This window comes from Desulfosporosinus burensis (assembly GCF_054657535.1).
Genome location: NZ_BAAHYN010000012.1, coordinates 38,558 through 55,785, shown reverse-complemented (window position 1 = coordinate 55,785; position 17,228 = coordinate 38,558). Strand labels below are relative to the sequence as shown.

General features: G+C 43.6%; 12 protein-coding genes and 1 pseudogene. All 13 read right to left on the bottom strand.

The features are described 5' to 3' along the window. The 13 genes and pseudogenes from ACYQ3Q_RS20135 to ACYQ3Q_RS20075 all read right to left on the bottom strand — a co-directional run bounded on the left by ACYQ3Q_RS20135 (window position 1) and on the right by ACYQ3Q_RS20075 (window position 17,169). Complete coding sequence (locus ACYQ3Q_RS20135) at window positions 1–2,388, bottom strand: 3-hydroxyacyl-CoA dehydrogenase/enoyl-CoA hydratase family protein (RefSeq protein ID WP_459930295.1); 2,388 nt, start codon at window positions 2,386–2,388, stop codon at window positions 1–3. 159 nt (window positions 2,389–2,547) lie between these two features. Beyond that, on the bottom strand, window positions 2,548–3,162 hold the full coding sequence (locus ACYQ3Q_RS20130; RefSeq protein WP_459930294.1) for a nitroreductase family protein: 615 nt from the start codon (window positions 3,160–3,162) through the stop codon (window positions 2,548–2,550). A gap of 58 nt (window positions 3,163–3,220) precedes the next feature. Continuing rightward, the gene (locus ACYQ3Q_RS20125) at window positions 3,221–5,035 is read right to left on the bottom strand and encodes an acyl-CoA dehydrogenase family protein (RefSeq protein ID WP_459930293.1); all 1,815 of its coding nucleotides are present in this window, start codon (window positions 5,033–5,035) and stop codon (window positions 3,221–3,223) included. Between the two features lie 153 nt (window positions 5,036–5,188). Continuing rightward, window positions 5,189–6,667: a 4-hydroxyphenylacetate 3-hydroxylase family protein gene (locus ACYQ3Q_RS20120; RefSeq protein WP_459930292.1), complete on the bottom strand. Its 1,479-nt coding sequence runs from the start codon at window positions 6,665–6,667 to the stop codon at window positions 5,189–5,191. Window positions 6,668–6,694: 27 nt separating this feature from the next. Continuing rightward, a pseudogene (locus tag ACYQ3Q_RS20115) lies at window positions 6,695–6,864 on the bottom strand (enoyl-CoA hydratase-related protein); the annotation flags it as partial. A gap of 292 nt (window positions 6,865–7,156) precedes the next feature. Further along, the gene (locus tag ACYQ3Q_RS20110) at window positions 7,157–8,551 is read right to left on the bottom strand and encodes a sigma-54 interaction domain-containing protein (RefSeq protein WP_459930291.1); all 1,395 of its coding nucleotides are present in this window, start codon (window positions 8,549–8,551) and stop codon (window positions 7,157–7,159) included. A gap of 358 nt (window positions 8,552–8,909) precedes the next feature. Continuing rightward, window positions 8,910–10,556, bottom strand: coding sequence for a long-chain-fatty-acid--CoA ligase (locus ACYQ3Q_RS20105; RefSeq protein WP_459930290.1), 1,647 nt, complete (start codon window positions 10,554–10,556; stop codon window positions 8,910–8,912). A 73-nt stretch (window positions 10,557–10,629) separates the two neighbouring features. Continuing rightward, complete coding sequence (locus ACYQ3Q_RS20100) at window positions 10,630–11,496, bottom strand: 3-hydroxyacyl-CoA dehydrogenase family protein (protein ID WP_459930289.1); 867 nt, start codon at window positions 11,494–11,496, stop codon at window positions 10,630–10,632. A 683-nt stretch (window positions 11,497–12,179) separates the two neighbouring features. Further along, entirely contained in the window at window positions 12,180–13,385 is a 1,206-nt protein-coding gene (locus ACYQ3Q_RS20095) for an ABC transporter substrate-binding protein (protein WP_459930288.1), read from the bottom strand. A 352-nt stretch (window positions 13,386–13,737) separates the two neighbouring features. Then, window positions 13,738–14,853, bottom strand: a complete 1,116-nt coding sequence (locus tag ACYQ3Q_RS20090; RefSeq protein WP_459930287.1) for an epoxyqueuosine reductase — start codon at window positions 14,851–14,853, stop codon at window positions 13,738–13,740. Between the two features lie 53 nt (window positions 14,854–14,906). After that, complete coding sequence (locus ACYQ3Q_RS20085) at window positions 14,907–15,197, bottom strand: putative quinol monooxygenase (RefSeq protein ID WP_459930286.1); 291 nt, start codon at window positions 15,195–15,197, stop codon at window positions 14,907–14,909. Window positions 15,198–15,242: 45 nt separating this feature from the next. After that, window positions 15,243–16,349 carry an oxidoreductase gene (locus ACYQ3Q_RS20080; protein WP_459930285.1) on the bottom strand — a complete coding sequence of 369 codons (1,107 nt, stop codon included), beginning with the start codon at window positions 16,347–16,349 and terminating at the stop codon, window positions 15,243–15,245. Between the two features lie 28 nt (window positions 16,350–16,377). Beyond that, window positions 16,378–17,169 carry an enoyl-CoA hydratase/isomerase family protein gene (locus tag ACYQ3Q_RS20075; RefSeq protein WP_459930284.1) on the bottom strand — a complete coding sequence of 264 codons (792 nt, stop codon included), beginning with the start codon at window positions 17,167–17,169 and terminating at the stop codon, window positions 16,378–16,380. Between the last annotated feature and the right edge of the window lie 59 nt (window positions 17,170–17,228).

Here is a 17,228-nt window from a genome sequence, read left to right as displayed (position 1 = left end):
CTAATTCCGTAATGGCTTGCCTTTAGCGAGCATATGGCGGATGCGATCCTGTGTTTTCGCTTCCCCAAGTAAGCTCAAAAAGACTTCTCGTTCAAGATCTAAGAGATATTGCTCGTCCACGAGCATTCCGGCCGGACGATCCCCACCGGTTATGGCATAAGCCAGTTTATTGCCTAGCTGCTGATCATACTCAGAGATATAACGTCCTTCGCGCATTCCGTACATCGCCAGTTCCAAAGTGCCGCGCACACCGGAACCCGCTATTTTAACCTTCGTTGGCAAATTAGGCCTGAAGTTACGAGCCAAGTCAATGACCCTTGCCTTAGCATCCATAATGATATGCTCCGGATTCATGCTATAGCGGTCATGGTCACGCAAGAAACCAAGCTGACGTGCTTTTTCCGCACTCGTCGAGACTTGAGCCATGGCGATCACTTCAAAGCGTTTGGCAAAGAAGTAATCTGGAGCAACTTGTACACCCGGTAGAATTCCTTCCATCGCCCGAACAGCCAATTCCTTCGTCCCACCACCAGCTGGAATTAAGCCAACACCGAGTTCAACGAGTCCCATGTAAGTTTCCGAAGAGGCCTGAATGGCATGAGTGTGCAGACAAATTTCCGTTCCACCACCGAGGGCCATTCCGAAAGGAGCCGCTACGACAGGTTTCTTAGCGAATTTCAAGGCCATCGTTGCATTCTGTAATGCACGCACGCCCAGATCCAGATCAGCCCAGTTTCCTTTTTCGACTTCCTGTAGGATAAGCATGAGGTTAGCCCCCACGCAGAAATTCTTTCCTTGATTGCCGATCACCAGTCCTAGGTAATTTTTCTCCACTTCTGCTAACGACTTATTGATCATCTCTATAAGATCCGCGTCGATGGTATTATTCGGAGAGTGAAATTCCAAACAAGCTACATCGTCTCCAAGATCCACCAAGCTGGCACCTGCATTGCTCATGATCACCTTACCAGTTTTATGGGCTTGTTTTAACGAGAATGCGTATGGACTGACTGTTTTTTGATGATAGGTTCCATCCTTATAAAAAGCGGTCTCTCCGGTCTCCGTCTTCTGATAAAAGCTTTCATATCCTTTAGCGAATAATTCTTCCACGAGCGGGGGAATTACACCGCCTTCCGCCACAATACGATCCGCTGTAGCTTTGACTCCAAGTGCATCCCATAGTTCAAAGGGACCCATTTGCCAATTGTAACCCCAGCGCATAGCCTCGTCGATGCTGGTAATATCGTCTGCTATATCTCTGACTATAGCAGCAGCATAAATCAGAGACGTTTTTAAAATATTCCAAACAAACTCTGCCCCAATATCATCTCCGCTGACTAAGGTGCGAACTTTCTCGGGCAGACTTCTTGCCGCTTTTGCTTTTTCTAGGGAAGCAAAGTTCACACTTTTTGGGGGACCATAGGTCATCGTATGAATATCCAGAACTTCAATAACAGTGCCTTTTGGGCCTTTGGACTTTTTGTAAAAGCCTTGCTTTGTTTTGTCTCCCAACCAGCCATTTTTCTGCATAGTGAATATAAACTCTGGTAAAACAAGATTATCTTTTTCCGCAGGCACTCCATTAGCTACATTATTGTTGGAATGGATAAAGGTATCCAATCCGACGAGGTCTATCGTACGAAACGATGCGCTCTTCGGACGTCCCATGACGGGTCCTGTCAAGGCATCCACTTCATCAACGGTTAACCCTGTACGGAGCATTTCTTTAAGCAACACAGGAGAGCCGATGGCACCAATCCGATTCGCAATAAAATTGGGCGTATCTTTGGCTATGACAACCCCTTTGCCCAAGGCTCGCTCTCCAAATTCACATAGGAATGTGATGACATCTGGGTCAGTATTGGGACCGGGGATAATCTCTAAGAGTTTCATGTAACGTGGGGGGTTAAAGAAGTGCGTCCCCAGAAAATATCGAGTAAAGCTCTCTGGGAGCCCTTCTATCATTGATTTCAAAGAGATCCCCGAGGTATTAGAAGTGACAATCGTACCTGGGCGGACCTGCTCAGCAACCTTTTTAAAAAGATCCACCTTGATGTCGAGACGTTCTACTACAACCTCAATCACCCAATCAACTTCGCTCAAGCGCCCTAAATCATCACTTAGGTTTCCCACCTCAATTCGCTCCGCAAACTCAGGAACCAAAAATGGGGCAGGACTCATTTTTAACATATTGGCCTTATTTTGTTCCGCAATGCTATTTCGAACCTTACGGTCCTCGAGGGTTAATCCGGCAGCTTCTTCTTTGGCCGTTAGCTTGGAAGGGACAATATCCAACAACAGGCTGGGGATTCCAGCATTGGCCAAATGAGCTGCGATGGTACTTCCCATTACACCTGACCCTATGACCGCTACTTTATGAATCTGCATTTATATCCTCCTCTCGTTTCTTGCTGGGTGACCTCGTTTTATCTCTCTCAAATTTCTTCTTTAACCGAAGTACGCCTTCGAATTAAAACCCTTTTTCGTTTTCTTACCCCATTCTCCCTTGGCAAACTTCTCAACAATTATCACTAATTAGTAGCTTAATTAATCTACTACTTTATAGACGATGTCTTGGATACTTACCCGAGGACGAGGTGCCGGGTTCTGATCTGGAAAACCTACCGGCATCAACGCAGTGATCATCAAATTTTCCGGCATCTCCAAGATCTGGGCAATCTGCTTGGCTTTGAACAATTGCACCCAACAGGTGCCCAAGCCCAAAGAAGCAGCGCGTAAAGCAATATGCTCCGTAGCTATGGCCACATTTAACATGGCATGAGGAATAAAAGCTTTTAAGGTATTAAAGTCTTTAGGCTTATCAATATCTGGATAACTTTCGAATGCTTCTGGTCCAAATACCCCCGCATCAATCAATTCCTGTAACCGTTTCCTGGTATCGCGGGCATAGGTCGTAAGGTCAGCACAGCAGACTAATAGAATTGGTGCCTGGCTAAGGAATTTCTGATTAAACGCTGCGGCTTGAATCCGTTCTTTCACATCTTGGTTCTTGACCACGATGAAACGCCAGGGTTGATGATTGGTTCCGGATGGGGCTAAACGGGCAGCCTCTAATAATTCCTGCAGCATGTCGTCAGGTACTGGATCTGATCTATATTTACGGATGCTGCGCCGCTCACTCATAGCTGTTCTAATATCCAAAACTACTTACCCCCTTCTCATTCATAAGCCTGGTACTTTTGTCTTGGTTGGAGTCCTCTTAGAAAGCCGCTTCTGGAATATCGATTGCCGAAGTATCACCTTCTTTAATAATTCGTACTGTTGCCACCACATCAGGCACAATGTTAAGAACATAAAATTTAGCGCTCTGTATTTTGCCATTATAGAAGTCTTGGTCATCATTTCCTTGACCCAGTTTTTCTTGGGCAACTAAAGCTTGTTGCATCAGCAAGCAGCCGCCATAGAGTTCGGCTGTAATCCGCAAAATTCTTGTACTATACAGCGGTACCAGTCTGATATTTTCCTTAAAGTAGCCTAAGACTGTAGCCAAGAGTTCTTGGTATGCCAATAATGCTTTACTCAGCACCTCGAACTCACGGGCAAAGTTGGCATGATTCTGGTTAGCCTGTACGAATGTAGCCATCTCCATCAGCCATTCTTTGAAGATACTGCCTTTATCCAGACCCCACTTACGACCCACAAGGTCCATCGACTGTATGAAATTGGTCCCTTCCCAGATGGAGTAAATCTTGACGTCCCTGGCTTGACGCGCCACTGGGTATTCCTCTGTAAACCCGTAGCCAGCGAAGACTTGAATGGCTTCGGTAATCATAAACCACCCTTGGTCCGAGCAATAAGCTTTGACCAAAGGGGTGATGACTTCAATAGAGCGTTTTGCTTCTCGAAGATCTGCAGGATCCTCCCCGAATTCGATTAAATCTAAATAGTAGTAGCCTTTAAAAATCATGGCACGCATAGCTTCCAGCGTGGCCTTCTGGGTTAGCAGCATCCGGCGGACATCTTCGTGTTGAATGATGGGTACCCGACTCCCTTTAGGATTGTTAATGGGTCGACCCTGAATGCGCTCCTTGGCATAATGAACTGCATTGTTATACGCCACCGTCGCCACGGCTAGAGCACTGTGCCCCGTATCCATCCGCGATCCATTAATCATCATAAACATTTGCGCCATGCCCTGTCCGATCCCTTTTTCATCCGGTGCGCTACCTAATAGGACACCGCGACACTGGCCCTCGTCTCCAAAGCTGAGCATTGCAGTGGCCGAACCCTTGAGGCCCATTTTGTGTTCGATCCCAAGGGTTGAGACATCGTTGTGTTCTCCTAAGCTGCCATCCTCATTAACCCAGATCTTTGGCACAATGAATAACGACAAACCTTTAGTACCAGGAGCCGCGCCATCAACACGGGCTAGAACCAAGTGAATGATGTTTTCTGTGAGATCGTGATCTCCTCCGGTTATAAAACATTTTGTCCCTTTAACCTTATAGATTAATGGGTTTTCTGTGGCGAAAGCCTTGGTCGTCATATCCCCCACATCGGAACCGCCACCGGGTTCAGTTAGGCACATAGTGCCTTCCCAAGTGCCCTCGAACATTTTTGGGGTGTAGAGGGCGATCTGTTCAGGAGATCCGAAGGCCTTGATCACGGACGCTATTCCACCACACAACCCAATATAGGGGGACATTGCCGGGTTGGCTCCAATAATATATTCACGGACAGCTTCGTTAAGAATCTCAGGAAGGGCTCCCTCTCCGTCTACATCACTGTTGCTAGCACCCCACCCGTTTGCTTGAATAAATTGAAAGGCCTTATGGAAAGATGGTGGAACTGTAACTTTTCCATCCTTAAAGATCGCTCCGATCGTATCGCCATCATCATTGGTGGGAGCGACCACGTCTCTACATACTTTTAAGGACTGATCGAGAATTCCATCGACATCCTCAATGGAGAGATAATCCTGAAAGCGCTTTAAGCCAAGAATTTTTTTTCCATCCAACCATTCTTTAATAATAAATTTGTGATCCCTGTTGTTATAAATAAAGTTACTAGCCAAGTAGACTCATCCTTTCACTTCAACAATTCACATATCACCATGTTCGAGACTACACATATTCATTCCAATTTGATTCCAGCTAAGAATGTCGCCAGATCCTTTTTTGCTTTCAGCCATACTGACCTATAACTGCAATGAGTTCCATAATTCTGCTTATCTTTTCTTTGGATTGCGTGCCATTCCAGCTATAGCACGAACGATATCCTTCTTGGAATCCATATCATACTGGGAAGTGATAGCAATTTGTTCCATAATTGGGGATCCACCGCCATGGTACGCTCCATATTGTGTAGGACCTGAAAAGCTGGAGAGACCGAAATCTGTAAAGTTCAACCAGAACTTAATTTGATCCTCGATGGGAATCTTCGGATTTCGTTTAATGTACTTTTCTAGCAAATCTTTGGTGTCAGGGTTTATAAGGTCATTTTCATAAGGGAAGGTGGCAGGCATGCCCCCAGCGATGTTGCATAGGATCTCTTGCTCGTGGAACACAGCCTCTCCAGTCAAGCATCTCCCGACATTGGCATAGATTGAGTTCGGGATATAACTGCCAGGACCATACTTCATAACGCCCATACCAGGCATGTAAACTTCGGGCTTGCCGAGGGCGGATGCCGTGTAGCCTGCTGCGTATCCGAGTTCACCCGTCATGATCAGCTTGGACTGCATTTCACGCACGTGTGGGGTATTCTCAATGCCATTAATTTCCGCAGCCAGAGCACTTAGACCGATTACATAGTCGAGCATGGCAGGCTTGCAACCAGAGTAGGAATGACGGTGGAACAGAGCAAACAATAAAGCGGCAATACCACCGTGCTGAATTTCCCCACAAAGAAACACTCGTTCCCAGGGAACGAAGCAGTCCTCAAATATGATATAAGAGTCTGTATAACCGTATTCAATTCCCCTTTGATAGTGTTCGCGCTTGCGGACATTGTGGATATGAACTACTTGCTTGATACCTTCATAGTCCGAAGGAACTGCGAAGCATAGTGCATACGCTTCTTCGCCCTTTTTAAGGGCTCGGTTAGGCACTACCAAGATCTCGTCGGAGATCGAGGCTTCAGAAATATGGACCTTGGAACCGCGGACGATAATGCCGTCGCTCCGCTCTTCCACTACGTGCACATACATGTCAGGGTCATCCTGCTCGGATGGCCTCTTCAGACGCTCGCCCTTAACGTCGGTCTGAGCACAGCTTGCAACGAGATCCTCCCTCTGGAAACGTTCCAACCACTTAAGCCAGTTATCATGGTAGGCAGCTTTGGCCTTAGGGGACTTCTGCGCCTCGTAAGAAACCGCGTTGATCGCGTTGGCAGCATCAATACCCATGCATCGTTGGATACACTGCCCAACCTTGTTGCACATAAAACGAGTCATGTCTTGCTTCTTGTGCAAGTCTTCTACGTTCTGGTGAATGTGATTGAAACGGTTGATGATTTCTCCTGTGATATGGGACGTTGCCGTGCAGAGATCCTTGCTGGCGGGATCCCAGGCCGCGTCAAAGGTCAAGCCCATGACGTTAATAGTCCCTTCTTGACGCTCATCTAGCCTCTCCATCTTCTGTCCATTGCAATAGAGGTTGTTGTTCATCTTACCTAATCTCTCAATATACTGTGCTCTAGTTCTCATATTCCATCTCCTTTTGTTTTAGTGACCCTATCTTCCCAGGAATTTCGGTGAACATTTTCAGAAAAAGCCCTCATACCTTCTTTTTGATCTTCAGTAGCAAAAAGAAGACTAAAGCATTTATGCTCGTATTGCAGGCCTGCCTCCAAATCCATCCTTAGCCCCTCATTCACTGCCGATTTGGCCAGACGTAAGGCTACCCAAAAATCACTTCTTTTGCCCGCCTCATACAACACGTGGTACTTCAAACTCACTCCTTTGGGTTATTTTCAGAAATTTTTTACTCTTAAATTGCAAAAATTGTGCCAACTCATAAAAAAACAGAAAAACCCTCCAGACAAACAAATTAGCTTGCTGGAGGGATTTGTACATGTATGGAATTAGATACAAGCCACGATACTTATCCGTATTTTAGTGCGTAATACATACAAGTGAAATTAATACCCTTTTTAACATTTCCGATGACTAACTGCCACGACGGTTGGGCTACTACTATTCAATACCATACCGGTGTAACTTATCGTAAAACACCCGCCTAGAAAATCCCAATGCCTTCATGGCTTTAGTACGGTTATTGCTATAAGTGTCCAAGGCTGATAGAATCAGTTCCTTTTCCACCCTAGCGACAATCTCCTTTACAGCGTAAGGTTTATCCTTAAATCTTAAGTGATTATCATTGGCGGGAATTATATAAGCAGGCAAATGCTGAATTTCAATAGACATGCTGCTACACACTATGCTTGCATGTTCTAGGACATTTTGTAATTCCCGAATGTTCCCGGGCCAGTTATACTCCTGAAAAACCCTTGCAACTTGGGGAGACAGTGTCAACTCATGACCAACTTCTCGTGAGAACTGATCAAGAAATGTTTTAGCCAGTACCAATATATCATCTTTGCGCTCGCGTAACGGGGTCAGATTGAGAGGAACGATATTTAACCGGTAGTACAAATCACGCCGGAAGGTGCCTTTTTCGATCATGCTTTCTAAATCTCGGTTAGTAGCCGCGATCACTCGGATATCGACCTTGACAGTCTTTGTTCCGCCTACCCGTTCAAACTCCTTTTCTTGCAAGACTCGTAATAATTTAGCTTGCATGGTGAGGCTCATATCTCCGATTTCATCCAGAAAAATAGTACCGCTATGGGCTAATTCAAACTTACCAAGCTTGCCTCCCTTTTTAGCCCCCGTAAAAGCACAGTCTTCATACCCGAATAATTCACTTTCAAGCAAATTCTCAGGTATGGCGGCACAATTCACCTTAATCATAGGCATATCCTTACGTCGACTACTATAATGAACGGCCCTAGCTAATACTTCTTTGCCAACACCACTTTCACCGAGGATCAACACTGTACTATTTGTACGCGCTACTTTAGCTGCTAGCACAAGGGTTTCCTTCAATTGGCTGTTTTGTCCCACATATTCCTTGAAAGACAGAGGCAGTTGTTCCCATTGCTCTAACTGCTCTTTCAAATAGTCAGCAACTCCCTTTGTTTGCTGCAACTCACGGTTTAGTGCAACAACTTCAGTTATATTCTTAAAAATTGAAATACAGCCAATTTTTCTTTTGCCATTATATAAAAGAAATACACTTCCTATTACATTTATACCGAGGGAATCCAAATAGTCTTCGCCTTTTTGGGAGTTTCCAGTACGCAGTACGTTGATTGCCGCGGCTTTAGGTTCTATTTTGTCCAGCCTGCGTCCTAACACTTTCGCTACGGGCACCCCTAAAATCCTTGCATAGGCCTCGTTCGCATATACAATAGTTGTATCGGTATCTATTACAAGTACCACATCATGAATGTTGTTCAGGATTTCGAATAATAGCTCTCGATCCCAGCAAGGAAAATCGCTGGTTGTGATCGCATGTGCAGCACTCATGTTTATCCCCCATTTACTCCTTCTAATGTAAACATTATACAAGAGCAAAGCAATTGAAGTAAAGTTAAACCCTTAATATTGCAAAGTATTTTTAATATTCCTATAATTATCTTAAAATTCCTACGATTTATTTCTTGAACACTTTGCGGTGAAGGAAGAATCGACATCACCTAAAGTTTTTGAAGATCTCACCCCCGCTTATAGAGTAGCTAATATAATCAAGAACTTGTTTAATAATTTTTTTGATTTAGTTTTAAAAAATCGGTGCAAGTATCCATGAAAAGCTCAGTATCGAAAAAGAACTGTTTCCCCGGTTAAAGGGAAACAGTTCTTGTCTTTTAAATAATCAGAAACTTACCTAGGATTCAGTAGTGGCCGCCGTTTGAAGTTTCGCCTTTTCCTCTTCTACCAGCTTGCGGCGCAAGACTTTCCCGACAATAGTCCTAGGCAATTCATTCCTAAACTCCACGTGGCGGGGGACTTTATAAGCTGCCATTCTGGTCTTGCAAAAAGCGATGAATTCCTTTTCGTTTGCTTCCGTATTAGGATGCAAGACTATATAGGCCTTGACCGTTTCACCACGGTAGTGATCCGGTACCCCTGCTACGACAACCTCTTTAACCTTGGGATGTTCATACAGAACTTCCTCAATATCACGCGGATAGATATTATATCCCCCTGCAATAATGATATCTTTCTTGCGGTCGATAATATAACAGAAACCATCTTCGTCCATTCTGCCTATGTCACCCGTATGCAACCAACCGTTGCGCAAGGTTTCGGCCGTCTCCAGGTGCTTTTCCCAATACCCTTTCATCACTTGAGGACCCCGAATGCATAATTCTCCTATTTCACCCACGGGAACTTCCCGGTCGCCCGTCTCTAAATCCATAATTACGTAATCAGTGTCTGGGAGCGGTAAACCGATAGAACCAGCCAGTGATGGACGATCAAGTGGATTGCAATGCGTAACAGGGGAAGCTTCAGACAAGCCATATCCTTCGACTAAAATTCCTTCGCCATGGGTCACTTCGGCAAATTTTTGGGCTACCTCAATAGGTAAAGGTGCGGAGCCACTCGTGCAGGATTTTATCGCAACTAAGTACTCACGATATTCCGCGATCCGGGGATGATTGTTAAGTGCCATAAACATAGTTGGCGCGCCCGGGAAGAATGTCGGCTTATGGATGCGAATGGTTTCCAAGACTTGATCTACGTCAAAACGCGGCAAAATTATCTGCGTAGCGGCAAGAGACACGGCATAATTCATGCAATCGGTCATGCCATAGACATGAAATACCGGTAGGATCGTGAGAATCCGTTCATTTCCATGCTCTTTGTTGGGGTCCCATTCCTGAACTTGGAGGGTATTGGCAATCAGATTATGGTGTGTGAGCATAACCCCTTTGGATACACCTGTCGTGCCACCCGTATACTGCAAAACGGCGATGTCCTCGATGGGATTAATAGCTACATCGGGATAAACCGGATCATGTTTGATGAGTTCATCGTAGGAATACAAACCTTCTGCAGGCTGGACCGGTGCCAAAAAGTTAAAGACAACCACCCGTTGTAAGGAAGTTTCCTCCAAGATATTCTTAACCCTGGGATACATCATTTCTAAGACAATGATTGTCGTTGCACCGGAATCGTTCATTTGGTAGGCTATTTCCCGTTCAATATACATGGGGTTTGTTTGTACAACAATTGCGCCTAATTTAAGTATGGCGAAGAAAGCAATTTCCCATTGGGGGCAGTTCGGACCCATCAGCCCAACACGGTCCCCCCTTACAATACCTATATCAGCTAAAGCACCCGCAAAGCGATTGACCTGATCCCCGAACTGCCTATAAGTGACCGTCTGAGCCCCAAAAATCATAGCTACTGTGTCCGGCGTTTTGGCCACGGTCTCATCAAGCATTTGGCCAAGCGACTTATAGGGATAATCAATGTGATACCTAACATTACTCGGGTAGCTTTTCAACCATAGTTTCTCGTTTTTCATTATCCTTTACCTCCTCTTTTTCAGTATCTATAAAAAAGCCATAAGCTTGCCTAAGTTTTCTTTACAAATTTCCTCACTCATACGAATAAAAGCCTTTTTTAGTTTTCTTGCCATATTCCCCTTTAGAAAACTTCTCAATAATTAGTGGGGAGGGCTTGTCTTTAGGGTCACGGGTTTCTCTATATCGTTCCATGGCGATATAGTATGAAAGATCTATGCCTGTAAAATCCATTAGGCGGAACGGCCCCATTGGATGACCTAAAGCATTAGTCACCGCCATATCAATTTCTTCCGGGCTAGCAATTCCCATATCGGCCAGATACAGTGCCTCATGATGAAGCGCTGATAGGATCCGATTGACCAAAAAACCATAGATTTCTTTCTTCAGCAAGACACCGTTTTTGCCTAATTTAGTGCACAAATCCATGGTTACTTGCGCTGTTTCCAAGGAAGTATGCGGCCCTTGTACAACTTCGACCAGCTTCATTACTAGGGCGGGATTAAAAAAGTGCATGTTGCATACTTTTTCCGGTCGCTTCGTTGCATCGGCAATCTTTGAACTGACAATAAAGGAACTATTGGTGGCTAAAATTGCATGAGGAGGAGCTATTCTATCCAAATCAGCAAAAAGCTTCCTTTTAATGTCCATTATTTCTACAGCTGCCTCGATTACATAATCAGCCTCTCCAGCTGCTTCCTCTAAATTCTGGGTAAAACTGAGATTTGTGAGGCCTAGGTCAGCTTGCTCTTGCGACATTTTTCCTTTGGCAACCCGTTCGGGCAAATAAGTACGTGTGAAATCTTCTGCTTTATTCAGCATGTCTTGACTAATATCAGTACATCTAACCTGAAAGCCAGCCAATGCAGCGCATAAGGCAATCTGATGACCCATGTTGCCAGCCCCTATTACACAGATCTTTTTAATATCATTGATCTCCATCATTTACCTCCTGTAATATTACTTTTGCTTACATCCCTTTAATGTATTAAATCAAATATGTTCATAGTCCATGCATTACCTTATAATCGCTCTTGCTCTGGCTAATTCAAATTCCTCTATGTTAGACTGGCTTAAAGTCCCCACAAACGTTACAGACACTCGGTCATCACATTGAATTCCTGCAGCCTCGGCTATATATTTTTATATATTCATAACTTTCTGAATTATTTTTTTAATTTTTTTTTCTACAGCATATGTAGGATCAATGTTAGCTTAGCTGGAATAATTCATTTTACAGGGAAATACGCAATACACCTCCTTTCTTTTTTAAATATTCTGATAAATACAATTGCAATATTTGTGCCACTTAAAACTAATGAATATACCTCTAAAAAGTTGCTTCAGAAGAAGTCCTAGACTCCATCTGAAATTTTGCGGAACTATCCAAGAACTTGATGAGCCTGAAAAGTGTACGTAATCAATACAAATCTTTAGGTGTTTTGTGTGAATAGTATACGGTTCAATCAATGGTCAGTAACCCCTCGGTGTTTCGACCATTGAAAGATTGTCACCAGTCAGAAAAGCCGTTCTGGGCGTTTACCCCATTACGGCCCTCGCTGAATTTTCTGCTGCTCATATGTTTTATTATGCATACTTCAGTAATGAAATTTTGAATTAGCCGATTACTTGCTTGCTGGATTCTTAATAGTGAACGGCTTTCCGTACCTTCCACTTTCAATCATGATCCCTGTTCCATCCGTTAACATACCGCCTCCCGCATCGACTCCAGGCAGGGGAACAACAAGACTAGGATCATTAAAGGGAAAACTTCCCTTAATTCCTTCAAAAATCTTGGTTGCATCAGTAACACTACCAGACTTTTCAATCCCTTTTGCCACGAGCATCATCGCTTCATAGTTCCAAGTTGGTTCCCAGGCCGGAATTTTATTACTATATTTGGCTTTGAAACGATCCACAAAGGCCTTTGTTCCTGGACCCTCGAAAAGATAAACTGGTACAACACCTACAACTCCGTCCAATTCCGACAATGGAACTACTTCAGCCATTTGTTCTACTTTGGCTTGGTCCATGACTAAAAATCCGCCCTTGAAACCGAGTTGTCTTGCTTGTTTAATAACCATAGCCGTTGGCTGCGAAGGTCCACCTACGAACAATACGTCCGGCTTGCTTGCTAAGGCTTTGCTAATATAAGTATTGAAATCAGCTTCTTTGTTATAATCCACTGGATTATTGGCTACAACAGTGCCGCCCAGTTTTTCCCACACCGGGACGAGTACTGTAGTCCAATCTTTCCCATATTGGCTTGTGGTGGGAACTAGCGCAATTTTCTTACCATATTTATCCATGACTTTTTTTGAGAACTCCTCAGGATAGAGACTATACGGGGGAGGAATCCGGAGAGTTAATTTGTTGCCCCCCGAAGTAACCTTCGGTTCGCTAGTGTAAGCAGCGAGCAAAAATCCATCGGTTTCATTGAATTGTTGAAGAGCGAATGCACCGCCGCTGTGTGGTGTAAATATAACAGGTGTATTATACTCAGACTTTAATCTTCGAGCATTTGTCGCAGCTTTATCTGGCAAGTATTGGTCATCTAGTTTAACTAGATTGATTTTGTACTTTTGCCCTGATACAGTCAGTCCTTTGGCATTAATCTCTTCTACAGCCATATCCAAACCATCAGTATTATCTTTACCGTATAATGCAGCGCCGCCACTTAAAGGCCCAGTATATCCAATGTTGATCGTTTTTACCTCCGTGCTGACAGAGGAGGTGGTGCTACTAGTAGCCGCAGGTTTGGTATTACAACCTGAAATTGCCAGCAGTGCGATTAAAGTAATTACCAGCCATAAATTATTTTTACGTTTCATTAATCATTACACCTCTTTCTTTTTCTTAGCTCCTCCTTAATAATTGTTAACTGTTAATTTTTAAATATAATATACTCATTCCCCCTTTTAACACACGTCACAATGAAAATGTATATACCGGCTTTGCGGTTTCTAATATTCAGATAGTTTACTGAATATTATTAATTCATTGAATATTATATGCAATTTCTATACCATTAAATATTTCCCATGGATGGCAAATATATTTTTATATCTATTTACTTTTTATACACTTTAACCCATTTTTTGTATGTAAAGTAAACAAAAAAGACTAAACAGATTACCTGTATTAGTCCTTATTTTTTACGTATTTTGTTTTACCCGTTAAAAATCATCTTTCTAAGGCTTGAATGATCTCTTCTCTAGGCATACCTGCACTTTCTTTTAGAATCTTGTTTAACACTTCTAGCGCTTTAAAGCCCCCGATACAGCCCAATGCCCAGGCTGCCATTCCCTTAACCCGTTCATCGTTGTTCTCAGAAAAAGCCCTTTCCAAGTGAGGAATGTAGAAGGAATCATGGCTATTACCCATGACCCGTGCCACATTCATTTTCCAGCGCCAAATATCATCTGTAGGCATGTAAAACATATGTGGCCAAATCCGTTTCTTAAAATAAGCCACGTCCATATGTAGTAGTTTTGTAAGCTCGAAATCCTCCGCTCGCTCCTCGATAACTGGATTTATTGGAAGGTCTTGGGCCAACCAAGCCTCATTACGAGGACAAACGTTTTGGCACCGATCGCAACCATAAACCCACATACCCATCGGCTCTCGGAGTTTAAGCGGGGTAATTCCGTTACCGTAATAACTAAGAAACGAAATACATTTGCGGGGATCAATGTTTCTGGGGCCAATCAATGCATTAGTAGGACAAGCAACTAGACAGGTGTTTTTGCACCATCTGGGACAATCTTCTATTAAAGTCGGCGTATCAGGTTCAAATTCGCAATTCACTACAACTCCCAGTACGATAATCCAAGAACTTTTCCGAGCGACTTTATTTGAATAAATAAGACAATTCCTGCCGAAGGTCCCCAGCCCAGCACGAGCCGCAGCCAGACGGTGAGGCAGGTTGGAGGGGATTTTAGTTTCAATCCCGTTCTCACTCAGAAAATCACAAAATTCCTTCGTTCTACGATACTGGCTACCTCGGGTGACCCTGTCGTCATCAACATAGCACCGACCGAACTTCCCCACCAAAGAAGCCGGAATTGAATGTCGGAAATATGATTTAACTAAAACGATGATTGACTTAGCTTCTGGAAAAGTACTTTTGGGATCGGTTCCTTGTATGAGATCCATACCCTTTTCCTTGAGCCACGAATAGTTTTCTTGCCTGTCGGAAAGAACCTTTTGTTGTGCTTCAAAGGCATCGGCAGTCGTAAAACCAACGTCATCAAACCCTAGTTTTCGAGCCTGGTCGATAACCTCACGTTTAGTAATCAATTATCCCACCTTCTCTTTCTTTTGTCGGGTTCTAGATAAACCTGGTTCCTTTATTACTCCAACTCGTTTAAGATTTTTATGACGGGCGGAGCAGCAAGAAGATCTTTAAACTTAGATCCAGCCTCTTTGAAATGAGCTGAATGTCGATGATCAGCCATAGCTTGCTCATCTTTATATTTCTCTACAAAGATAATCTCGGTAGGGTCGTTCGCTGTAACATGGGCAATGTACATTAAATTACCTTCTTCTTTGGTCCTTACCTCATTGACCAGTAGGGCGCAGGCTTCAACTAATTCGGTCTCTTTGCCCATTTGGGCTTTTAATACAGCTAAAATGGTTATCATTTAAAAAATCCCCTTTTTTTAAAAGTTGTTAATCGTAGTTCTAGTTCATCGATCAACTTGGTTACAATCAATCGGCCTACCTTTATAAATTGCTTCGACACATTTATTACACGAGATACATTTTGCTTTCTTGTTCTCATTTGTTTTCCAAAGGTTGATCAGGTTTGGTTCACAGATAAGGGGACGACATAGCGAAATAAAATCAGCCTCTTGATTCTCCATGATCTCCTTGATAAGAGAAAAGCTTCTTAATCCACCCACCATCATAGTTGGAATATCTGTCTGGCTTTTAATTTCTCGGCACCAATTGCGAAAGTAGGCCTCTTTATTGAGGCTATCGATATTAGTTTTGTATTCGGTACCCCCATACCGTTTACCTCTTAACCCCTGACTGATCTCTAAAGAGTCAAATCCAAAATCAGCCAGCAGTTTGGCGGCTTGTTTTCCCTCATTAAACTCTAGTCCGCCCAAAAAACCATCTTCTACACCGATTTTAATCAATACTGGGTAGTCATTGCCAACCTTTTTCCTAATGTCCCTATATATTTCGAGATGCAGACGAAGGCGATTTTCGAGATTCCCGCCCCATTGATCCTGTCTTTGGTTTGTATAGGGTGAAAGAAATTGACTTAAAAGATAGGCATGGGCACCGTGAAGCTGTACAGCATCGAAACCGGCTTCCTTGGCTCGTTGTGCTCCATCTCCAAAGGCATGAATTATCTCCCAAATTTCACTATCAGTCAGGGCCCGATATTCGCCTTGATAATATTGATCATTTTCAAGGATTGAGGGGGCTAGAGGAAGATTATTTTTCGTTTTTAGGTATTTAGCCTCTCTCCCGCCATGAAAAAGTTGAACAGCAATTTTAGCTCCTCGTTCGTGAACTGCACTGGTAAGTTTTCTAAAGCCAGGGACAAATTCATCCCCTGCAATAGAGTTCTGAAATGGGGATACCTGTCCGGAATGATGAACATAGGCTATACCCGATATGATTAATCCTACCCCACCCTCAGCTAAATCAGAGTATAACTTTATTTGTCCATCAGATATATGACCGTTGTTATCAGCAAAACCATCATAAGTAGCAGATCTTACAAAGCGATTTCTAAGCTCCAAATTCTTAAGACTGCAAGGCTCAAATAAAATACTCATGCTTGCCTCCATCTATAAAACTTTTAACTTACTTGCCCTTAAATTTGGGCTTTCTTTTTTCTTTAAAGGCCTGTACCCCTTCTATAAAATCCTCAGTGCCCGCACAAAAGGCCTGATAGGATGCCTCGCTATCAAAGAATGTCGCGAGGTCTGTCTCAAAACTTTTATTGAGCATTGCCTTTGCTAATCCAATAGCTTTAGTCGGACCTTGGGCAAGTCGTAAGGCCAATTGCCAAGTCACGAGTTCCAGTTCCTCTGCTGACACGACCTGATTAACAATCCCCCAGCGTTGTGCGGAGTAAGCATCAAAAATTTCTCCGGTAAAGGTGAGTTCTTTGGCCTTATTCAAGCCAACTAGCCGTGGTAAAAGGTAACTGCCAGCTAAATCCGGGGCTAGTCCGATACCCACAAAGGACTGGGCAAATTTGGCATTTTCCTCTGCAATAATGATATCCGCTGCCATCGCTAAACTCATTCCTGCCCCTACTGCAAAACCATTAACTGAAGCGATGACTGGTTTATCAAGGTTGATTAATTCCGTAAGCCAACGGTGTGTATTTTTCAAACCAGCACGTCGTTCATCAGGAGAAGATGAACTGAACTTGCTCAACATCCCTTTGATATCCCCACCTGCGCAAAAGGCCCTGCCGACTCCGGCAAGAATAACACATCGCACCTCGTGGTCTTCACGGATTTCCACCACCGCTAAGCCTATTTCTTTTCCCATCTCACGATCCAAAGCGTTAAGCACTTCCGGCCTATTAAACCTGATGGTGGCTACTCCCGAGTCCTTGGTAACGATAATAGTTTTATAATCCATGGATATTACCCTCTTCCCTAGCTCACTTTTTCTGGGCATACTTTAAGAGCTAACTGTAT